This is a genomic window from Actinophytocola sp. (assembly GCF_036378875.1).
Taxonomy (GTDB): domain Bacteria; phylum Actinomycetota; class Actinomycetes; order Mycobacteriales; family Pseudonocardiaceae; genus Actinophytocola.
Window position 1 is genome coordinate 113,852 of record NZ_DASUVO010000075.1, and the last position, 20,730, is coordinate 134,581.

17 protein-coding genes are annotated in these 20,730 nt (G+C 69.3%); 6 read left to right on the top strand and 11 right to left on the bottom strand.

The genetic code is table 11. From position 1 onward, the window contains the following. Positions 1-11: 11 nt before the first annotated feature. Positions 12-1,004, top strand: coding sequence for a DUF3558 family protein (locus VF106_RS21800; protein ID WP_330841627.1), 993 nt, complete (start codon positions 12-14; stop codon positions 1,002-1,004). A 79-nt stretch (positions 1,005-1,083) separates the two neighbouring features. Here the strand turns inward: VF106_RS21800 and VF106_RS21805 are convergent, their stop codons facing one another. From VF106_RS21805 to VF106_RS21820, 4 genes are all read right to left on the bottom strand, one after another. Then, positions 1,084-2,256 (bottom strand): sensor domain-containing diguanylate cyclase, encoded by a 1,173-nt coding sequence (locus VF106_RS21805; RefSeq protein ID WP_330841628.1) that lies wholly within the window; start codon positions 2,254-2,256, stop codon positions 1,084-1,086. A 27-nt stretch (positions 2,257-2,283) separates the two neighbouring features. Then, complete coding sequence (locus VF106_RS21810) at positions 2,284-3,387, bottom strand: GGDEF domain-containing protein (RefSeq protein ID WP_330841629.1); 1,104 nt, start codon at positions 3,385-3,387, stop codon at positions 2,284-2,286. A gap of 77 nt (positions 3,388-3,464) precedes the next feature. Further along, on the bottom strand, positions 3,465-4,721 hold the full coding sequence (locus VF106_RS21815) for an MFS transporter (RefSeq protein ID WP_330841630.1): 1,257 nt from the start codon (positions 4,719-4,721) through the stop codon (positions 3,465-3,467). 18 nt (positions 4,722-4,739) lie between these two features. Next, a complete protein-coding gene (locus tag VF106_RS21820; protein WP_330841631.1) occupies positions 4,740-5,837 on the bottom strand; it encodes a SagB family peptide dehydrogenase in 1,098 nt (365 codons plus the stop codon). A gap of 394 nt (positions 5,838-6,231) precedes the next feature. Here VF106_RS21820 and VF106_RS21825 point away from each other — a divergent pair, with 394 nt between their 5' ends. After that, complete coding sequence (locus tag VF106_RS21825) at positions 6,232-9,483, top strand: AfsR/SARP family transcriptional regulator (RefSeq protein WP_330841632.1); 3,252 nt, start codon at positions 6,232-6,234, stop codon at positions 9,481-9,483. A gap of 100 nt (positions 9,484-9,583) precedes the next feature. Here the strand turns inward: VF106_RS21825 and VF106_RS21830 are convergent, their stop codons facing one another. Beyond that, on the bottom strand, positions 9,584-11,923 hold the full coding sequence (locus tag VF106_RS21830) for an ABC transporter permease (RefSeq protein WP_330841633.1): 2,340 nt from the start codon (positions 11,921-11,923) through the stop codon (positions 9,584-9,586). A gap of 139 nt (positions 11,924-12,062) precedes the next feature. Continuing rightward, positions 12,063-12,761, bottom strand: a complete 699-nt coding sequence (locus tag VF106_RS21835; protein ID WP_330841634.1) for an ABC transporter ATP-binding protein — start codon at positions 12,759-12,761, stop codon at positions 12,063-12,065. A 139-nt stretch (positions 12,762-12,900) separates the two neighbouring features. Here VF106_RS21835 and VF106_RS21840 point away from each other — a divergent pair, with 139 nt between their 5' ends. Further along, the gene (locus VF106_RS21840; RefSeq protein ID WP_330841635.1) at positions 12,901-13,719 is read left to right on the top strand and encodes a sensor histidine kinase; all 819 of its coding nucleotides are present in this window, start codon (positions 12,901-12,903) and stop codon (positions 13,717-13,719) included. Beyond that, positions 13,716-14,393: a response regulator gene (locus tag VF106_RS21845; RefSeq protein WP_330841636.1), complete on the top strand. Its 678-nt coding sequence runs from the start codon at positions 13,716-13,718 to the stop codon at positions 14,391-14,393. The genes VF106_RS21840 and VF106_RS21845 overlap by 4 nt, the downstream gene beginning before the upstream one ends. Here VF106_RS21845 and VF106_RS21850 read toward each other — a convergent pair. Then, positions 14,390-14,641, bottom strand: a complete 252-nt coding sequence (locus tag VF106_RS21850) for a hypothetical protein (protein ID WP_330841637.1) — start codon at positions 14,639-14,641, stop codon at positions 14,390-14,392. The two genes, VF106_RS21845 and VF106_RS21850, sit on opposite strands and share 4 nt — an antisense overlap. A gap of 121 nt (positions 14,642-14,762) precedes the next feature. Between VF106_RS21850 and VF106_RS21855 the strand changes: the two genes are divergently transcribed. Continuing rightward, positions 14,763-15,308 (top strand): YciI family protein, encoded by a 546-nt coding sequence (locus VF106_RS21855; protein WP_330841638.1) that lies wholly within the window; start codon positions 14,763-14,765, stop codon positions 15,306-15,308. Between the two features lie 10 nt (positions 15,309-15,318). On the opposite strand, the gene VF106_RS21860 is transcribed toward VF106_RS21855, so the two are convergent. Beyond that, positions 15,319-16,167 (bottom strand): hypothetical protein, encoded by an 849-nt coding sequence (locus VF106_RS21860; RefSeq protein ID WP_330841639.1) that lies wholly within the window; start codon positions 16,165-16,167, stop codon positions 15,319-15,321. A gap of 216 nt (positions 16,168-16,383) precedes the next feature. Between VF106_RS21860 and VF106_RS21865 the strand changes: the two genes are divergently transcribed. After that, positions 16,384-17,967: a M20/M25/M40 family metallo-hydrolase gene (locus VF106_RS21865; protein WP_330841640.1), complete on the top strand. Its 1,584-nt coding sequence runs from the start codon at positions 16,384-16,386 to the stop codon at positions 17,965-17,967. Positions 17,968-18,159: 192 nt separating this feature from the next. Here the strand turns inward: VF106_RS21865 and VF106_RS21870 are convergent, their stop codons facing one another. From VF106_RS21870 to VF106_RS21880, 3 genes are read right to left on the bottom strand one after another with little or no spacing between them, the layout of a single operon-like run. After that, a complete protein-coding gene (locus VF106_RS21870; protein ID WP_330841641.1) occupies positions 18,160-19,689 on the bottom strand; it encodes a multicopper oxidase family protein in 1,530 nt (509 codons plus the stop codon). Beyond that, positions 19,686-20,120, bottom strand: a complete 435-nt coding sequence (locus VF106_RS21875; RefSeq protein WP_330841642.1) for a hypothetical protein — start codon at positions 20,118-20,120, stop codon at positions 19,686-19,688. The genes VF106_RS21870 and VF106_RS21875 overlap by 4 nt, the downstream gene beginning before the upstream one ends. Further along, positions 20,117-20,701 carry a hypothetical protein gene (locus VF106_RS21880; protein WP_330841643.1) on the bottom strand — a complete coding sequence of 195 codons (585 nt, stop codon included), beginning with the start codon at positions 20,699-20,701 and terminating at the stop codon, positions 20,117-20,119. The genes VF106_RS21875 and VF106_RS21880 overlap by 4 nt, the downstream gene beginning before the upstream one ends. Between the last annotated feature and the right edge of the window lie 29 nt (positions 20,702-20,730).

Genomic DNA, 20,730 nt, shown 5'->3' on the forward strand with positions numbered 1-20,730 from the left:
GATGTGGGGGAATGGAAAGCTGGTTACGACGGACGCCGCTGGTCGCGGTGGCGGTCGCGGTTCTCGCTGGGTGCACCACCAGTGGCGACGCGACGCGGGTTCTCGGTGACCTCGCCACGATCCAACCGTGCGGTCTCACCGACCCGGAGGTGTTCGCCGAGTTCGGGTCCGCCGAGTTCGGCCCGCCGGAATCACTGGACTACTGCACGGTCGTCGTCAAGCCTGGTGCCTCCGAAACGGACTCCCTTACGAGGAAGGCCGCCGAGGAGGTCACCATCATGGTCGGCGAGCTGGCCCGGCCCAGCGCCGACCCGTTCCTGCCGACCGACAAGCTCGAGGACGTCAACGACTCGATCTACACCACCAAGCCCGACGACGTCGGTGTTTCCTGCTGGCAGACCTTGGTGTTCGCCGAGGAGGATCTCGCGCTCAGTGTCCGCAGCCGCATGGGCCCGACGGCCAAACCGGTCCCCACCTGCGACATGGTCACCGCCGGCATGGCCAAGGTCGTGGAGGTGATCCTGGCCGGGAAGGTCGAACACCGCTCGCCGGCGAAGAACTCGCTGATCGCACTCGATCCGTGTGACCTCGTCTCCGACGAGACGGTCACCGCGTTACCGGGCTTCGCCGAGGCGCGGCGCGTGGACAAACCCAACCGCCACCAGTGCTACTGGCGCACTCCGGGGATGGACGGGCCGGGCGTCAAGGTGACCTTCGGCGTCGCCAAGCCGCCGGAACCCTCGAACGACTTCGACGGTAACTCCGACCCGATCGCCGGCCGGCCGTCGATCACCACCGACACCGGCGGCTTCTGCACCGTCGAGACCGGGCACATCCCGTTCGAGGAGGTCATGGGAACGACCGGCCTCGTCGAGACCGTGGCGGTCGACACCGACGTGCCTTCCGGGCGGGGCGACGACGAGAACGACCAGGCCGATTCGCCGGCCTGCGAGGGAGCGCTCGCGATCGCCAGGGCTCTATGGCCGCGCCTGCCCAGCGCCTGACCCGGGGTCCACGCCAGCAGGCCCGCGTTCATGCGCGAGGTGGCTCAGGGTTTACCCGCCTGGACGGCCCGCCGATGCGTCAGCGGGTCCCGACGACGGTGTTCCTGCCCTGTTGCTTGGCCTGGTACACGTGGTCGTCGGCGACACGGAGGCAGTCCTGGAGCGTGGTGCCGTGGTGCGGGTAGGTCGCGGCGCCGATCGAGGCCGTGACGTCGGTGATCACCGTGTGGCGGCCGTGGTTGTCGACGGTGGGGACGCGCAACGACGAGATTTCGGTGCGGATGCGTTCCGCGGTGGTCATCGTGTCGATGATGTCGGTGTCGGGCAGGAGCACCGTGAACTCCTCGCCGCCGAAGCGGCCACCGAGATCGGACTGGCGTAGCTGGGACCGCAGGCACGCCCCGACCGCGGCGAGGACGTCGTCGCCGGCTGGGTGACCGTAGGTGTCGTTGAGCCGCTTGAAGTAGTCCAGGTCGACCATGAGCACGCCGATCGGGCGCCGGTCCGGTGCTGCGGTGGCGAAGGCGCGGTCGGCGTGGGCCTGCCAGGACGCGGCGGTGGCCAGACCCGTCTTCTGGTCGATGGAGGCCTCGTCCTCGAGCTGCTGGGTGACCGCGGCGCCGTACAGCGTGACGACGACGGGCACGGCGGCGAACACGACGAGCGGTCCGCCGGTGGCGAGCGCGCCGGTGATGCCACCGACGGTCAGCAGCGCAGCCTCGAGGCCGATGTCCGTGGCACGGCCCAACAACGAGCCGGGCTCGCCGTTCAGTAGGCCCGCGATCGCCGCGGCCGCGTGGGTGGCCACCAGGTGCGCGGCTCCGGCCGCGGCGATCGCGAGTACCCCCGCAGTGTTGGCTTGTGGGCTCGGCGTCGCCCATGCTCCGGCCGAGGCGACGAAATGGGCGGCGGTGACCGAACACGCGATCGCGCCGGCCTCACCGAGCAGGTCCTGCTGCCCACGCAGGTGGCGGTACGCGTACAGGGCCAGTACGAGTGCGATGGCCAGCATCAGGTGCACGGTGACCGCGGCCGCCAGCGACCAGACCGACGCCATGGCCGCCCCGATGTGGGGCGCGGACTCGCGGCCGCCGGGGCGCATTCGGCGGGTGATCTCGTCCTGGACGAGCGCCGCCGCGAGGATCACGCCGGCCAGTGCCCAGTCCTTCGCCGCGGTCGGCGCGGCCGCGGCGGCGTTGGCCGCGAACAGCACCGCACCAGCCAGGAGTCCGATGCGAAGCGGGTGATGCATCGGATTTCCTTTCCCTCGTCAGGTGTTTCAGGCAGCGGCGGCGAGCAGCGGGCCGCAGACGCGGTTGCGGCCACGTTCCTTGGCCTGGTACAGCCAGCGGTCGGCGTTCACCAGCAGGTCGTCCACGCTGGTGTCGGCACGATGTGTCGCGGCGACGCCGATGGAGGCGGTGATGCCGTTGATCACCGTCGGGTGGCCGTGCAGGTTGGTGGTGGTCACGGTCAGCGCGGCGATCTGGTCACGGATGCGTTCGGCCGCCTGGCATGCCTCCTGCTCGGTGACGCCGGGGAGCAGGATGCTGAACTCCTCTCCGCCGATGCGGGCCACGATGTCGTTGCGGCGCGTGGTGTTCTGCAGCACGTGCGCGACGCTGCCGAGGACGTCGTCTCCGGCGCGGTGACCGTAGGTGTCGTTGAGCCGCTTGAAGTGGTCCAGATCGACCATGAGCACGGCCGAACGAGCGCGGGTGCGGTGACTCGCGAGCGCGGCGCTGCTGAGCGTCTGCCACGCCGCGTGGTTCCACAGCTGTGTCTTCGGGTCGTGGGCCGCGGCGTGCCGCAGCGCACGACCGTGCGCCGACCGACGCAGGTACGAGACGGGAAGCAGGACGAAAAGGATGGCGAGTGGGGAGAAGTGCATGGACAGCCCCAACATCACGCCGAGAGCCACGAGGGTCACGCCGTCGCCGGCCGCGCCGCGCCTACCCACCACGGGATGCGCGCCGGCGACGAGCCGCCACGCCCCGCGCAGGAGCGCCGGACCGTCGGTCGCGGCAAGGTAGAGCAGGCCGGCGAGTACCCCCGTGCGCGCGTCACCCGATGACACCAGCGACGCGAGTGTCGCGGCGAAAGTGCTGACCAGGGCGCTACCAAGTTGCCGAGGCGGCCCGCGAAACAGCTCGTGCGCGTGCAGAACGGCCGCCACGGCGAGAACCGCGGCCGGCGGCAGGGTCAGCGCGGCCCCCATGATCCACACGGCCACGGTGGACACCCAGGGCGTGTCCACCGGCCGTACCGCGCGCCGTGCCTGGTAACGGGCGAACTCCGCCTGCGCGAGTCCGCACAACAGAAGTGCCAGTGCTGTCTGGCCTGCCCCCCATGCGACAGGTGTGAAAATTCCCCCCGTGTCCATGTGTCCAGGATCTTGAAGAGCACGGACAGTTCACGGACACACGACGGACAGCAACCTGTCGTGTGTCACAGATGGGGTCACGACGCCGAATCGCCGGGCGTGGTTCGAGGCGTCACGGTAATCGCCCCGGGCCGATTTGCCCATACCCACGCCACGGAGAGAGAAATCACCATGACGGTGCCGACCGCGCCGGAGGCCGCGATCACGGTGGCCGACGTCGCGCGCTCGGCGACGAGCCCGAAGATCAGGATGGCGACGCCCTGGGTGACCTTCATCATCGTGGTGAGCAGTCCGACGGCCTGCCCGCGCATGGCGTCGGGAACCGTCTGCGTGAACTCGGCGGCGAGCGGGATCCAGTAGTACAGCGCGATTCCGGAGACCACGATCAGCGCGACCGAGAGCGCCACGCCCGGCACGGGCATGAACAGCATCAGCGGCGCGCAGCTGACGATCGACAGGACCACCACGTGCCCTGCGCGTTGGTCCGGGACGAGCATCGGCAGGAGCCACAGGCCGACGACGATGCCGGCGGGACCGGCGCCCATCAGCAGTCCCGCGACGACCGCACTGTGACCGAGCTGCGCCGCGTATGGCGCGGCGAGTGTCTGGCACGAGAGTGTGGTGGCGATGGCGAACGGGAACAGCATGATCACCCGCAGCCGTGGGTGGCCCGCGATGTGGCGGATCGCGGCGCGGGTGGCCCCCAGCAAGGACCGTGAGGCGTCGGCGGTCGCCTGGCGGGCGAGCACCCCCGCCAGGATTATGAAGCCGGACAACGCGAAGGTGGCGGCGTTGAACACCAGGACCATGGACAGTCCGGTGAGCGCGACGATGACGCCGCCGAACGCGTAGCCGACCGTGTAGGAGACGTGGTTGACCAGCTGTGTGACCGCGGACCCCTTCACGAGCCGCTTTCCCGGCAGCACCACGGACATGGTGGAGATGTAGGCGCTGTTGAAAGGGGAGTCCACCAGCCGGATCACGAAGAACAACGCCCAGAGCGCCAACAACGGTATTCCGGGAATTGCCATGACCAGAATTAGGAGAGCACGGGAGAAATCCGCGGCGACCATGACGGCGCGTCGAGGGAACCGGTCCGCAAGACCCGCGAGCAGCGGGCCGCCGATGAGGTCCGGCAACGTGCCCAGGGCGAAGGTGATGCCCATGAGAGCCTCGGACTCCGTCTCGGTGAACACGGCGATGACCAGCGCCGCACGCGCGACGTAGTCGCCAACCGTGGACAGCGCACGGCTGATGAAGAGCGCGCGGAACTCGCGTACGGCGAAGATGTCCGCGTAGGTGACGCGGTCGTGACTCCTGCCCTCCCCCAGCAACGCTACGCCTTTCCGTGGCTACTCTCCGTGTCCAATTGCGGACGTGTCGGTAGGCATGCCAATCACTGAACAGCCCATCACCAATTCGTGGGCAGAGTCAATCCCCAGGAATTCCTCCAGTTTCTCGTCCCGGATCGCCGCGGTGAAGGTCATCCCGAGCCCGAGTGCGGCGGCCAGCAGGTAAAAAGTCTGACTGAGGTGGCCGACGTCGAGGTGGAGCATGCGATACGTGCGCGGAGTGGAGTACTTCCACATGCTGCGCGCGAGCACGGAGGTGAAGAACACCAGGCAACCGCTTTCCGCTACCCAGCCCTGGTCCCCCAGCAACCTCACGAGGGTGTCCGGGTCCCGCGGCGGCCCGATGAGCTCGAGCTCGTGGTGCCTCGTGTTCAGGTGGTACATCCCGGATTCGAGCCCGGTGACCCGGTGCGCGTGGACGTAGATCTCGGTGGGGTGCCGGCCTCCCCCGGAAGCGGAGGTCTTGAACGCGGTCTGGGTGGGCTCGTCAAGCTCGGTGATCCCACCACCCCACCGCAGCAGTGCGCTGATCTTCTCGAAGGACACGGGATCACCCGAGAACTTGCGGGTACTGCGACGGTGGGACAGCACGTCGAGGAAACCGGCGCGGGACAACGGAGGCGCGTCGGTGGCCGCCAGGGGGACCCGCCGCGTCGTCGGGAACTCCCGGCTCGCGGGCGGCGGTGGTCGGAGGTCCAGACGTTCCCGCAGCCGCTCCTGATCGCCCTCGGCCGTGATGAAGGTCTGGTCACGAAGGTTCCGGGTCTCGCCGTGGAACAGCGCGACGAGCCGACCCCAGGGATGCCACGCGGCCTCGTTGACGTCCTCGACACGATGCCGTTCCGACTCCCAGGTGATGAGGATGTTGGCCGCCCGCATCCGTTCGGCGATCGCCACCAGGGACTGGAAATGGTCGTCGTCACGAGCGTGCTCGCGCAACAGGCTCAGTGGTTGCCAGGCGATAAAACAGCGCAGCACGATATCGGCGCCTTCGCCGATCGCGAAGCGCCGGTGAGTAAGGGTGTCGTGCCAGACGAGCTGACCGGCGTGCCACAACAACGCACCACAGGACGAGATGCGCAGTCTTGGATCGTCCACGTGCTGGTCAGCCGGGCCCGAAATGCTGGTCAGTCACCGTCCGATGATCGCTCGACCCACGCCCACAGTACGTCCGCGGGCTTCTGCTCCTCGGCTAACTCGACAATGACGTTGTCCACGGTCGACGTGTTCATCGCGTGCTCCTCATCCGGGCCAAGCTCGCGTTAAAGGTTACCTCACAGGGGTTGCCAAGCCATTTCGAGCGAATAGCGGATCGTATTGCCGACACGGACTACGCCGACCGGGCGAGGGTCGCGTCAGGAGAGTTTGCCGGACCCTTACCGCGACACCGACGGCGAGCATTATCCTCCGGGGAACCGGCAGCATCGGCTCATGTGCGCTGGGTAGCCACGGACGTCGACGGACACTGGGGGAAGGCGGTGAGGTGTCTGTGATGAAGTTCCGCGTCCTGGGGCCGATCGCCGTGCTGCGCGCCGGTGAACCCGTGCACGTGCCGGCAGGTAGCCAGCAGGTGGTCCTGGCCAGTCTGCTGTTGCGCGCGAACCAGGTCGTGCCGATCAGCGAGCTGGTCGAGTGGCTGTGGGAGGACGAGCCGCCAAGCGACGCCTGGGAGAGCGCGAAGGCCTACGTCCGCCGGTTGCGCCGAACGCTGGAGGCGCCGGACCTGATCGAGGCCTTGCCGGACGGGTTCCGCCTCACCGCCTCCGACGTCGCGGTTGACCTGCTGCGGTTCCGGTGTCTGCTGCGTGAAGCCGAGACCCTGCGCGGCGGGGAGCAACTCGCCAGGCTCGATCGCGCACTCATGCTGTGGGACGACGAACCGCTGGCCGGATTGTCGCCAAGCAGGGCGAAGTCGCGTGCGGTGCACGCCTTGGTCGAGGAGTACTGCCAGACAGTCGAGAAGCGCGCCGACGCGTACCTCGGCCTTGGCCGGCACGCCGAGCTCGTCACCGATCTGATCATGACGACCGCACGCTATCCCCACCGGGAACGGGTCTGGTCGCAGCTGATGGTGGCGCTCTACCGCTCCGGCAAGCGTGTGGAGGCGCTCGCGGCCTACCGACGGGCACGCGCCTACCTGGCCGACGAGTTCGGTATCACGCCAGGGGCCGAGCTCGAGCGAACCCACCACGGCGTGCTCACCGACACCCTCGACGCCGCCCAGAGCGTTGCCAACGCCGACGCGGCAGGCCCGACGCTCGTGCGCCTCACACCCGCTCAGCTACCCGCCGACATCGGCGACTTCGTCGGGCGCGCCAGTGAGCTGGCCACGGCACGCACGGCGTTGACCACACCGTCCGGCGTGAGCGCACCCGTGCTCGTCATCAGCGGGATGCCGGGTGTCGGCAAGAGCGCGTTCGCCGTCAAGCTCGCACACGAGGTACGCACGCGGTTTCCCGACGGGCAACTGTTCATCGACCTGCACGGCTATTCCGAGCACACGCCGCTGAGTCCAGCGCGGGTGCTCAGCCGCATCCTGCCCGCACTGGGGCTGCCGTCCACCCAGCTCCCGACCGACCTCGAGGACCTCACCAACACCTACCGCAGCCTGGTCGCCGATCGCCGGATCCTGCTCGTCCTCGACAACGCGGCGAACGCCCAACAGGTGCACGACCTCATCCCCGCCGCCCCGGAATCCGCGCTGCTGATCACCAGTCGTTCGCAGATGCCCAGCCTGGCCGCCCTGACCGGAGCACGCCTGCTGCAACTGGCGCCGCTGAAGCCAAGGGAGGCCGAACAACTCATCCGCATCATCCTGGCCACCGTGCCGACGTTGGCCGACAGCGACGTCGGGCAGATCATCGAGCTGTGCGGGCACCTGCCGCTCGCCATGCGCGTGGCGGCGACGGCCTATCTACACAGCTCGCGTCCGCTGCCCGAGTTCATCGCCGAGCTGGAACAACGCGACCGCCTCGCCGCGCTGACGATCGCCGACGACCCGCGCGCCACGGTACGTGCGGTCTTCGACCTGTCGTACCGAACGCTCACCGCCGACGCGGCACGCCTGTTCCGACTGCTGAGTCTGGTTCCGGGTCCTGACTTCTGCCGCGGCTGCGCGCAACACGTCGCCGACATCGCTCCCGAGCAGGCCGAGCAGCTGCTCGGTGAGCTCACCGCGGCGAGCCTCATCCATCCCAGCCGTGCCCGGCACTACCGGTTCCACCACCTCGTGCGGCTCTACGCCCACGACCGGTGCGTCACCGAGGACGACCCCGGCGACCTGCACGCCGCGCTCGCCCGGCTGTACAGCTACTTCGTCACCACCGCCGACCAGGCCGCGGACGCCTTGTACCCCACCTGGATCCGCCTGCCACGCGCACATCCCACGATCGTGACCGCCGAGCACCCCGCGGACGTCCCCAACGCCGCACGATGGATGAGCGACGAGGTCCTCAACCTGATCGCGACCATTCGCTACACCGCCCAGCACGGCCCCGCCGAGATCGCCTGGTACCTGTCCGAGTCGCTGCGGGCGTACGTCGTGACCCATGGCGAGTACCGGATCGAGGCCCTCGGCGCCTTCGAGATCGCGTTGAACGCGGCACGCGACGCCGAGAACCTCCGCGCGATGGCCGTCGTGCACAACGCGTTCTCCTCGGTCTACCTACGCATCCGCGACGTCCAACGAGCGCTCCCCCACATCAGGGCCGAGTTGGACCACTATCTGGAGCTGGGGCTCGCGGAGGGGGAAGCCCGCGCTCGCGGCGCACTCGGCGAGGCTCTGGCAACGCAGGGGTACCTGCCGGACGCGGCCAACCAGCTCGGCGAGACCCTGCGCATCGCCGAGCAACACGACTTCAAAGCACTCCAGCTGGCGGCGTTGCTGAACCTCAGCGTCCTCGAGGAATGGCGCGACCAGCTCGACATCGCCAAGAAGTACGCGCTGTCCGCGTTCGACCTGATCGACGCCACGTCCAGCAGCTCGACCAAAGGCCTGGTGCACTCCACCCTCGGTGTGATCATGATCCGCCGAGGCGAGTTCGACGCCGCCATCGAACAGCATCTGCTGGCACTCGAGTGCTACCGCCAGGGCCGCGACCAGCACTACGAGTCGGAGGCGCTGCGCGGGTTGGCCCACGGCTACTCGAAAACGGGCAACAGCAAGGCATCCATCGCCTACGCGACCGAGGCTCTCGCGGTAGCCGAGGATCTCGGCGACGAGTACGACATCACCGACTCACTGATCTCCCTGGCGAGCATCTACCAGGAGGTCGAGCGAACCGCACAGGCACGCACGCACGCGGAGTCCGCGCTCAGGATGTCCCACGAGCTCGACTACACCAAGGCACACGTCGAGGCCATGCTCCAACTGGCGTCCATCGACAAGACCGAAGGTCGCCTCGACCACGCCCAGGACCACGCTCACCGCGCCATCGAGTTGGCCCGCAAAGGCGAACTACTCCGATTACGCGGCGACGCCGAGATCCTCCTCGCCTGGATCACCCACGAGAACGGCGACCACCCCCAGGCCGTCGCCCACGCGAGCAACGCGTTCGCGATTCACCAGGAGGTGAACTCGCCCTACGGCCAGACCCGCGCGTTACACGTCAAAGGCCTCGCCCTGCTCGCGCAGGGGAAACGCGAACAGGCGAAGCGCGAATGGTCGACGTCACTGGAGATCTTCCACGGCCCCGCCACCCCCGAAATAGAAGCGATCAGAAGAGAACTGACCGAAATCTCCTGAGACGAGACCCTCGGGGCCGGCCATGGGCAATGTCCCGAAAGACGCGCTCGGGTCGTTGAACGTCCCCATCGCGTCTTTCAGGACACCGACCATGTCCCGCTCACTCGTTGCGTAGTGCCTCCGCGATCGTCGTGCGGGCCGCTGACCTGGCCGGGATGAACGCCCCGAGCACCGCGATCGCGACCCCCGCCAGTGCGAGCGGGACGAACATCGGCGCCCGGTAGACGTCCACCACGACGTCGAGCACGTCCGCATGACCGGCACGCATCATCGCGGGAGCCAGCAGCTGATGCGCGGCGACCCCGAGCGGCAGGCCGATCAACCCGCCGACCACGCCCAGCGCGCCCATGGACGTGACCATCATCGTCACGACCTGCCCCGGGGTCATGCCGATCGACTTGAGCATGCCCAGGTCGCGGCGGCGTTCCCGGGCATTGAGGACGACCGTGTTGAACACGCCCAGCGCCGCGACGATGCCCAGCACGAGCGTCAGCACCGCGGCGGCGCTGATCAGCACTGTGGCCTGGTCGGAACCATGCTTGAGCGCTGGCAGGACGTTCAGTCCGGGATCGCCTGCCTGGACGGCGTTCAGGTAGGCCTGCTGGTCGGTGCCGGGTGCTAGATCGACGACGTACTGGTCGGCACGCTGGTCCGGTGCCAGGCGCTCCAGGGTGGCCCAGTCGGCGTACATGATCCCGTCGCTGTTGATCAGGAGCATGCCGACGATGCGTACCGGCACACGCTGGTCGTCGAGCTCGATGGTGAGGGTGTCGCCCATGGCCAGTCCGCGCTGGTTGAGGAACCGTGAGCTGACCGCGATCTCGCCGGCGCGGCTCGGCCAGTGACCGGACAGCACCTGGGGCCCGGTCGCGGCGCCGTCGCCGCGGACGAACTGGGCCTCGACGCGCTGGTTCCCACCCGTCAGGTTGACCGTCCGGTTCGCGATCGCCGCGACGTGGACCGTGCCCGGCAGCGACCGCAGCAGCGCCTCGTCCTCGCTGTCGCTGAGCTTCGGCGGGGTCTGTGCTGGTTCGCTCTCGCCGGGCGGCCCCATTCGCGGGCCCTCGCCGGTCATCGCCCCCAGCTCGACCCGGTCGGGATGGGACGGGTTGACCGCGCTCTGGTAGGTGTTGATCGACATCGTCACGCCGATCGCGAGCGTCACCGTCATGACCCCGAGCACGACCGCGGCCAGGGTCAACCCGCTGCGTGCCGGACGGGCGAACGGCACACCGAGACCGAGGCTGACCGAACGCGGCAGACGAACGCCGGACAGCCACCGCTGGACGCGCAGTGCCCGTCCACCCCTCGGCGCACTGCCCGCGCTGATCGCCCTGGCGGCGGGCAGCCACCGCGCCCGCAGTGCGGAGAGCAACGCGGCCAGCACGACCACGACCGGCATGCCGACCAACGCGAGGGCGTCCACCCACAGGTCGACACCGATGCCGCTCCCGCCGTAGGCCGCGAACACGTCCGACAGCAGCGGCTGCGCGCCGACGTTGCCTCCGATCGTGCCGAGCACGCTCCCGACGACGGACGGGACGGTGACCATCACCAGGTAGACGACCATGACCTGGTTCGGGCTGAACCCCAGCGCCTTCAGCATCCCGATGTCGCGGTATCCGGCCACGACCGCGCCGCTGATCACGTTGGCCACGATCAGGACCGCCACGACCAGCCCGAGCACCCCGAAGAGCATCAGGAACGGCACGTAGACCGCGGTCTCGGAGGCGACCTCCTTCTTCGCACTGAGGTAGGACTGCGCGCCGAGCACCGCGTTCTTCGGGAGCCCGACGGTCACCGCGGCCTCGCCGGCGCGCACGTCCGCGTCGGTCGCGGCGCTGGTGAAGCGGTACAGCATCTGTGTGGCGGTCGGCTTCAGCTCGGTCATCTGGCCGGGGGTGACCCACGCGTCGGCGGAGCCGGTCACGGAGTACGCGAAACCGACGACGGTCATCGCGGAATGCCCCGTGAACGAGAGCCGCGTGCCCAGCGGCAGGTTCTCATCGCCGGGCCGCATCGCCATCACGATCTCGCCGGGCTTGCTGGCCCACCGGCCCTGCCACAGGTTGAGCCGATCCACCGCGCCGTCGGGGTTCGCGCGGCCGACGACCGTGAGGGTGGGGAAGAACAGATGGTCCCCGTTGTCCTCCATCTCCAGCGTCACCTGGCTGTACGGGCCGGCGTACGACTCGACGTCCGCCGCCTTCGCGGCGCTGGTCAGCTGGGCGTTCGACACCGCGGCGGCGTCGAACGCCGCGACCAGGTGCGCGCCGTGCTGCTGCGCGTGCGCCCGGTCGTACGGGGCTGACGCGGTCGACAACAGAGCGAGCGCCACCACGATCGTCGCGGTCGACACCGCCACCACGACACCGATCACGGCGGTCTGCATGCGCCGCCGGCGAATCGCGGCACGCGACACCCGCCAGACCGCGCTCACAACTGTTCCGCCTCTCCGGAATTCAATGTGTTGGTTGCGTTGGGGACGAATGGCTCTGTTTGGTCACGTACTTGTGGCTGGTTTGCGTCACGTTCCCCTGAGGTGCGGTTGCGAGCCGCGAGACGCCGGAACGCTCCGCTCACAGCCGCTCCAATTGGGTCTCGTGGGCCACCCTGCCGTCGACGATCTCGACGCGGCGGCTCGCGCAGCGGGTGGCGAGCCGTTCGTCGTGGGTGACCAGCAGCAGGGTCTGACCGATCTGGTTGAGGTCGAGCAGCAGGTCCATCACCTGCTCGCCGGACCGGCTGTCCAGGGCACCCGTCGGCTCGTCGGCGAGCAGCAGGGCGGGCCGGTTCATCAGCGCCCTCGCGACCGCGACCCGCTGCCGCTCCCCGCCGCTGAGCTGGGCGGGATAGATGTTCTTGCGGTCGGCGATGCCGAGCTCGCCGAACAGGTCCAGTGCACGCTTGCGGGCCTGCGCGGCCTTGGTGCCGGTCAGCTGTGCGGCGAGCGCGACGTTGTCCAGCGCGGGGAGGTCGTCGAGCAGGTTGAAGAACTGGAAGATCATGCCGATCCGGCGACGGCGGTACCGGGCGAGGCCGGTCTCGTTCAGCTTCCCGAGGTCCTCGCCGTTCACCACCACCGAGCCGGACGTCGGCCGGTCGAGGCCCGCGACCATGTTCAGCAGCGTCGACTTGCCACTGCCGGAAGGACCCATCACCGCGACGGCTTCGCCGGCGTGGATCCGCAGGGAGATCCCGTCGAGCGCGACCGAGTCGCTGTACTCCTTGCGCACGGCGGTCAGTTCCACGACCGGCGCGTTGTCTTCGTAGCTCACGGTGAACCATCCTCTGGCAGCGGAGTGGGCGGCTGCATCAGTCCACAGAGGTAACCCCTCAGGCGGGTCATCCCGTGGATGTACACACTGGATCCGGAGGTTGATGCGGCGGCCGCGACGTGCTGGGACAGTGGTGTCCGTGTGGGATCTCGAGGCGGGCTGGCTGGTGGCGGCGGTGGCCGGGGTGGCGGTCGCGGTGCTCGCGACGCGGCTCGCCCGTGCGCGACGGGACTTCGCCCGGGCGCTGGCGGAGCGCGGCTGGCTGCTGGAACGGGAGCGCGAGACGGCGGCGCAGAACGCGGTCGGCGCCGAGCGGGCACGGATCGCCAGGGAGCTGCATGACATCGTCAGCCACAACGTGAGCGTCATGGTGGTCCAGGCCGGCGCGGCCCGCCGGGTGCTCGCCATCCAACAACCCGAGCAGGCCGAGGCCGCGCTCCACGCCGTCGAGGACGCGGGACGTGAGGCGATGACCGAGCTGCGGCACCTACTGGGCCTGCTGGCCCCACCCGCCGACGGCCGCGACGAGATCGACGATCACGACGACCTGTCGCCGCAGCCGGGACTGAACCGTCTCGGCCCGCTGGTCGACCGTGTCGCGTTCGCAGGACTGCCCGTGGATGTCCGCGTCTCCGGAGAACCGCGTCCGCTACCGTCCAGTGTGGACCTGACGGCGTACCGCATCATCCAGGAGGCGCTGACCAACGCGCTCAAGCACGGCGACGGGCAGAAGGCGGAGGTGACGGTCCGCTACGCCGACCACGCCCTGCGGGTCGAGGTACTCAACAGTGGGCCGAGCGTCCTGTCCGGCGGGCACCCGCCGCCGCCCGACGGCCCGGGCCGCGGGCTGCTCGGGTTGCGGGAGCGCGTGGCCGTCCTCGGCGGCGACCTCGACGCGCGCCGGCGATTAGGCGGCGGGTTCCGGGTCCGGGCCAGGATCCCGTTGGAGCGGCCATGACGGCCACCGAACCACGGGTGCTCATCGCCGACGACCAGGCACTCGTGCGCACGGGGTTCCGCATGATCCTCGCGTCGGGCGGCATCACGGTCGTCGGCGAGGCGGCCGACGGCGTCGAGGCGGTCGCGGCGGCACGCGACCTACGCCCCGACGTCGTGTTGATGGACGTGCGCATGCCCACGATGGACGGCCTGGAAGCCACCCGCCGTGTGCTGGCGGACGTGCCGGACTGCCGGGTCGTCATGCTGACCACGTTCGACCTCGACCACTACGTCTACGCCGCGCTGGCCGCCGGCGCGAGCGGCTTCCTGCTCAAGGACGTGACGCCGGAACACCTCGTCGCCGCGGTACGCCTGATCGACACCGGCAACGCCCTGCTCGCCCCGTCGATCACCCGCCGGCTGGTCAAACGCTTCGCGACGGGTGAGCACGGCACGAAAGCCCCGGCCATCCACCGCGACCTCACCGCACTGACACCCCGTGAACGGGAGGTCCTGACGCTCATGGGCCAGGGCCGCTCGAACGCCGAACTGGCCGAAACCCTCACCTTGAGCGAGGCGACGGTCAAGACCCACGTGGCGCGCATCTTCGCGAAGCTGAACCTCCGCGACCGCGCACAGGCAGTCGTCCTGGCCTACGAGACGGGCCTCGTCACACCAGGCGACCCTGGTTAGTGACTGCGAGGGTCGAACGTGTCGGGGTTGGGCACCTCCGGCAGAGCGTTGGTGACATCCTGGGCCGCACCGGTGGCGGTCTCGGTGGCGCCGTCGACATAGCCCTGCGCGCTCTCGCCGACGCCCTGCGCCTCCTCGGCGAGCGCGTCGGTGTTCGGCACCTCTGTCCCGGTCAGCTCACTGACCTTCTCCTCGGCCCCGCCCAACAGCTCGGCGGCCTTTTCACGGATGGCGTCGAACAAACCCATGTTTTCGGACCTCTCGTCAACTAAATGTGCAATAAGGTACAAAACGGACGCTACGCGTAGTGTCGCCTCTCGGCAAACGGACTGGTGAAAGCCGTGGCGCACGGTCAGGGAGACTGCCGGCATGGAGTTTTTCTGCTACCACCGCGACCGGCCCGGTTCCATGGCACTGCGCGGCGAGCTGCGGGAGGACCATTGGTCCTATATGGACCGATACGCGACGGAGCTGATCGCCCGCGGCCCGACCCTCGTCGGCGACACCGCCACCGGCAGCGTGCACATCGTCGACGTGCCAGATCCCGCCGCTGCCCGTGCGTTCGCCTTTGACGAGCCCAACTACCAGGCCGGCGTGTACCGGGACGTGCTGCTGCGCCGGTGGCGCAACTCGCTGGGGCGCACCATGTGGGAGTTCCCCGGCGGTCGGACAGGCGGCAACCGGTACCTGGTGCTTGGCTTCGGCACGGGCCAGCCCGCCGACCTCACCGTGCCAACCGATCGGGACTCGTTGATCGCGTGGGGGCCGCTCCTGTCCGACGACGGCACCAACTGGCTGGGCACAGCGGCGTTGCTCCGCGCACCGGATCCGGACACGGCACGCACGGTCCTCACCGCGGACCGGTACGCCGACATCGAGGTCCACGACTGGCAGTTCGGCGGCCGCCCGTCCTGAGCCGGTTCGGTCAGCCGGCCAGGACCGCGGATTCCGGCACCCTCTCGGCGTCGACGGTGAACGTGGTGAGGAAGTAGGCGGGCGCGTCGCAGTTGGTGTTCTCCGCGCCCACGAGCGCCGCCGTGATGCGGTCCTGGTCGAGCAGGAGCACGGCGCTTGTCTCGGCGCAACCGGTGAGTACGAAGCCGAAAGACCGGTGCGCGGGCTCGGGCTGGCGCGCCAGTGCCGTCGCCGCCTCGCTGGGCGCCCCCGCGTTCGCCAGCATGTCGCGCATCGCCGTCGCCGCCGGTGTGCCCAGCTCGACCGGAGCCGGCGGGTCCAGCCTGGCCGAGCCGAGTTCCACGAAGTCCAGCAACTCCCCCGGACCTTCCGGGGCGACCGGGGCCACGCCGTTCACCGTCTTCACCCCGGCGGCCATATCGCTCGGCACCGCCAGATATGCCGCCGGTTCCACGGCCCGCAGACACGTCTGATGGTCCTCGCCGCCGACGAACTCGACCGTCAGGTCGGCACCGCGCCGCGACACCACCACGTCGGTCGGCTCCCGGCAGCCGGTGCTGGCGGTGGCGGCGAGGTAGGTCGGGTCCGCCGGCAGCGAGGAGGCCTCCGACGGCTCATCGAACAGCTCCTCGCTCCGTCCGTACCAGCTCGCGAACGCCCCCAGGTGAATGGGAACCGGGCTCAGCGCGGCATAAGGCCCGCCCGCCGCGAAGCCGTCGGCGTCCAACCCCAGCAACGACAACGAGATCTCGTCGCCCGGTTCGGGCGAGAACCCCGGACCGGAACCAGAATCAGTGCCGCAGCCCGCCAACACCACACCCAGTCCACATGCGACCGCCGCCAACCTGATCCCCGCCATACCTTTGGGACGACGTTCGACCGGATCCGGTTGCATCCCCGACACGCCCGCCTCATCACCGCCTGTACACAACTCGGCTGCGTCATCGCCTGGCCCCGATGACGCTGCTCAGCCGATCGGTCGCGGTACGTGCCGGATCGCTTCAAACACCGTCTGAGCTGCGACGATAGGCGCAGGGGGAGGAACAGCTTCAGCCAATCGGCTCAAGGAGGAGTCGTGAGACCAACAAGGTCCATCCTCGCCGCCGGGCTTGCCGCCGCCACCGCGTTAGCGACCGCGCTGCCGTCCGCCGCCGCTGTGCCAACCGATTCCAGTCAGCTCCGCGAAGCGGTGTCCGCCGCCGGGATCATGGAGCACCTGGAGGCGTTCCAGGCCATCGCCGACGCCAACGGAGGCACCCGGCTGGCCGGCACCCCCGGATACGACGAGTCCGCGGACTACGTGGCTGGCCTGCTCACCGCGGCCGGCTACCAGGTCACCCGCCAGCAGTTCACCTTCGATTACTTCCAGGAGATCGAGCCCCCGCTTTTCGAGCGCGTCAGCCCCACCCCTCGCACCTACGTCGAGACGACCGACTTCCTCACCATGACCTACTCGGGCAGCGGTGACGTCACCGCGCCGATCTTCGCCGTGGACCTCGTGCTGCCGCCGGGCCCGGTGGCCGGCTCGTCCACCAGCGGCTGTGAGACGTCCGACTTCGTGGGGTTCCCGGCCGGCAGCGTCGCACTGCTCCAACGCGGCACCTGTGACTTCGTCGTCAAGGCGACCAACGCCGAGGCCGCCGGCGCGAGCGCTGTGATCATCTTCAACGAGGGACAGGAAGGCCGCACGGACGTGTTCGGCGGCACGCTGGGCGGTCTTGGCGTCACCATCCCGGTGCTGGGCACCAGCTTCGCCGTGGGCGCCGAGCTCGCCGGGATGCCCGGTGCGGTGGTGCACATCCGCACCGTGACGTTGTCGGAGACCCGGCTGACCGAGAACATCCTGGCCGACACCCCGACCGGGCGGGTGGACCGCACCGTCGTCGTCGGCGCCCACCTGGACTCCGTCGCCGCCGGCCCCGGCATCAACGACAACGGCAGCGGCGCGGGAGCCCTCCTGGAGATCGCACTCCAGATGGCCGAGCTGAACATCGAGCCGCGCAACCGTGTGCGCTTCGCCTTCTGGGGCGCCGAGGAAGAGGGTCTGCTCGGCTCCGAGTACTACGTGAGCCAACTGTCCACACGGGACATCAAGAACACCGCCCTCAACCTGAACTTCGACATGATCGCCTCGCCGAACTACGTCAGGTTCGTCTACGACGGCGACGGCTCGGACACCGAGACCGCCGGCCCGAACGGATCGGGCCAGATCGAGGACGTCTTCACGAAGTACTTCGCCTCACAGGGACTGCCGACCGAGCCAACCGCGTTCGACGGCCGTTCGGACTACGGCCCGTTCATCGCCGTCGGCATCCCGGCCGGTGGCCTGTTCACCGGCGCCGAGGGCATCAAGACGCCCGAGGAGGCCGTGGTCTACGGCGGAGTCGCCGGCGCGCCGTACGACCCGTGCTACCACGAGGTCTGCGACAGCCTGACCCCAACGCACACACCGGAGGACGCGGCGCTGTTCGCCCAACTCGCCCTCGACTACGACCTCGTCGGCAACGTCAACCTCGACGCACTCGAAGAGATGGCCGACGCCACCGCCCACGCGACACTCACCTACGCCATGACCACCTCAGCGGTGCAGGGCACGTCCCAGTCCTCGACGAGCGCCTCCGCCGCACTGGAACACCAAGGCAGCCAACTGAAGCGGTGACCTTCCCCGGGTGACGGGACCCGCTCCCGTCACCCGACCAACCAACCGCGTGGCGCTTCCCCGGCCGGGTTGGCCGGGGTTGCGTTACTGGCGGTCGCGCTGACCGTGGTGACCGGCTGGGTGGACTGGGCGTCGATCGGCCGGTGGGCACGGCCCCGGGCCTTGCTGCTCGGGCTGTGGTTGCTACGCCGTCTAACTGGTGCGGAACGTGCTCATCATCGCCATGTCCTCGTGTTCCAGGTTGTGGCAGTGGAGCAGGAACAAGCCCGTGTAGTCGGTGAAGCGGACCGCGAGGTCGACGTACTCGTTGGGGCGGACGTCGACCGTGTCCTTCCAGCCGGTGTCGGTTGGGGCGGGTGGGCGGCCACCTCGGGTGAGGACCTGGAACGGGTCCAGGTGTATGTGTACCGGGTGGTGCAGGTCGCTCATCACGCGCCAGATCTCCACGTCGCCGAGGGACACGTCCGCGTCGATGCGGGACGGGTCGAACGCGGTGTCGTTGATCAGCCAGCCGTGGTGGTCGCCGATGTCGCCTCGGGTGAAGCGCCACTCTCTGGTGCGTGCCGCGGCGGCCGGATCGAGACGTGGGATCTTGCTCAGCCGGGTGGGCACGTGGCTGTCGTCCCGCACGCGGCGGGTGACGCGGAACCGCATGACCTGGGCGGTGGTTCCGCTGCCCAGCTGGTTGAGCATGGTGAGTTCGGCGCCGGGCCGCTGGTCGGCGAAGTCGACCACCACGTCGAACCGCTCGCCGGGGGCGATGGTGAGGGCGTCGTGGGTCACCGGTTCGGCGAGCAGTCCGCCGTCCGATCCTGTTTGGACGAACTGGATCCCGGGCAGGGCAAGGCGATAGCGGCGCGCGTTGGATCCGTTCAGCAGGCGCAGCCGGTACCGCGCCGCCTCGACCTCGAGTACCGGCCATGGTGCGCCGTTGACGAGGATCACGTCGCCGAGCACGCCTTCCATGAAATCGTCCTCGACGCCCGGCAGCACGCGTGTGCTCGGATCCAAAGCTGGGTAGCGGAAGGCACCGTCCTCTTCGAACGCTCGGTCGGCGATCATCAACGGGATGTCCCGCTCCTCCTTGGGCAGCGGCAGGGCGTCGTCCTCGTCGTCGCGGATCAGGTGGAAGCCCGCGAGGCCGCGGTACACCTGCGGGCCCGTGAAGTCCATGCGGTGGTCGTGGTACCAGAGCGTCGCGGCCCGTTGCCGGCACGGGTAGACGTAGTCGCGTCGTCCAATGGAGACAGTCCCGTGTGCCGCGTGTCCGGAGTGGTCCTGCCAGCCCGGCGGCACGACGAGGTCGGTCGGGTAGCCGTCGCTCTCCGCCGGGGTGTGGCCGCCGTGGAGGTGCACGGCGGTGGGCACCGGCAGCTCGTTGCGGTGGGTCACGACCGTGCGGCGGCCGCTGCGGCTGACAAGGGTCGGACCGGGGAACATCCCGTCGTAGCCGAGGATCCGGGTCCGCAGGCCCGGCAGGATCTCCACCTCCGCCTCCCGCTGGGTGATCACGTAGTGGTCGCCGTCCGGCCCCGTGCGCACCGGGCTGGCGACGGGTGGGATCGGCAGCGGCACCGTGAACGGCTCGGGCAGGCGCGCCCGACTCCGCAGCAACTCCGCGGTCTGACCGGACGCCCCGGGCAGCACGAGGGAGCCGAAGCTGGCGGCGCCGAGCGTCACACCGCCCAGCACACCGAGGAAACCCCGTCGCGACAGGCTCATGACGCTCTCCTGGAACGACGCGCGCTCGCCCGGAACAGCCACACCGTCAGCAGGATCTGCATCGCGATGATCGAGACCCCGAGCGGTATGTGGATCGCCACGATGCGCTCGTAGCCGAGTCCGACCTGCACCTGCTCGGCGAGCACGAGGCCGAGCGACGCGTACAGCGGCCACGCCCTCCCCCGGCCTGCCCAGACGTAGACGATCGCGGCCACGAGCTGGCACACACCCAGCCCGGACACGACGGTCGCGTTGATCTCGTGGACGGCGAGCGCGTCCACGTCGCCGTCGAGATAGATGCCGGCGAGCAGCGGTTGCGCGATGGCGCTGAGCGCATGCAGCACGGCGAGTACCCGTAGCGTCCAGAGCGTGGCCCGCGGACCAGGCGCGGCAGCCGTGATCTCCGGCGCGGGAGCGATCTTCGTGCTCACTGTCCCTCCTTCAAGGCAAGCACCAGCGGCCACACCGGGAAGCCCAGCCAGCCGAACAAGCCGACGACGACCCCGGCCCCACACACCACATAGAGCGCGACCGAGTCCGGCGGCAGCAACAGGGCCCCGGCGGCGAACACCGCGGCACCGGCGAGGAAGCTCACGCCGACCGCGGTGCCGAGCCGGACGACCGCGCGTGGCAGGGCAGTCCGTCCGGCACGGCTCGCCACGAGCACCCAGCCGAACGTGATCGCGAAGCACGCCATCACGGCCCAGACCTGGACGTCGAACGTGAGCACGCCGACCAGCAGGGCCACCTGCAGCACCGCGACCGCGCCCATGGCGCCGACCGCCGTCGCGGTGACGGCGCGGGCGAGCCCGACACGGCCGCGGACCGCGAGCGCCACCGGCACGAGCGCCGCGAACTGCACGACGACGGTCGCGTCGTTCGCCGGCCCGAGCCAGTCGAGGTCACCGCCGGACGTCCACGGCCGCGACACGGCGAAGAACAGGATCAACAGCACGTTGGCCACCAGCCCGGCCACCCCGGACAGCACGGCCCACCGCGGGGAGACGCTCATCGTCCTCACCTCCAGCGGGAACGGTAGGT

Excerpts from the sequence above, each read along its gene's own strand:
- VF106_RS21800 (WP_330841627.1), top strand. The coding sequence starts at position 12 with ATGGAAAGCTGGTTACGACGGACGCCGCTGGTCGCGGTGGCGGTCGCG.
- VF106_RS21805 (WP_330841628.1), bottom strand. The coding sequence starts at position 2,256 with ATGCATCACCCGCTTCGCATCGGACTCCTGGCTGGTGCGGTGCTGTTC.
- VF106_RS21810 (WP_330841629.1), bottom strand. The coding sequence starts at position 3,387 with ATGGACACGGGGGGAATTTTCACACCTGTCGCATGGGGGGCAGGCCAG.
- VF106_RS21825 (WP_330841632.1), top strand. The coding sequence starts at position 6,232 with ATGAAGTTCCGCGTCCTGGGGCCGATCGCCGTGCTGCGCGCCGGTGAA.
- VF106_RS21845 (WP_330841636.1), top strand. The coding sequence starts at position 13,716 with ATGACGGCCACCGAACCACGGGTGCTCATCGCCGACGACCAGGCACTC.
- VF106_RS21850 (WP_330841637.1), bottom strand. The coding sequence starts at position 14,641 with ATGGGTTTGTTCGACGCCATCCGTGAAAAGGCCGCCGAGCTGTTGGGC.
- VF106_RS21855 (WP_330841638.1), top strand. The coding sequence starts at position 14,763 with ATGGAGTTTTTCTGCTACCACCGCGACCGGCCCGGTTCCATGGCACTG.
- VF106_RS21860 (WP_330841639.1), bottom strand. The coding sequence starts at position 16,167 with ATGGCGGGGATCAGGTTGGCGGCGGTCGCATGTGGACTGGGTGTGGTG.
- VF106_RS21870 (WP_330841641.1), bottom strand. The coding sequence starts at position 19,689 with ATGAGCCTGTCGCGACGGGGTTTCCTCGGTGTGCTGGGCGGTGTGACG.
- VF106_RS21880 (WP_330841643.1), bottom strand. The coding sequence starts at position 20,701 with ATGAGCGTCTCCCCGCGGTGGGCCGTGCTGTCCGGGGTGGCCGGGCTG.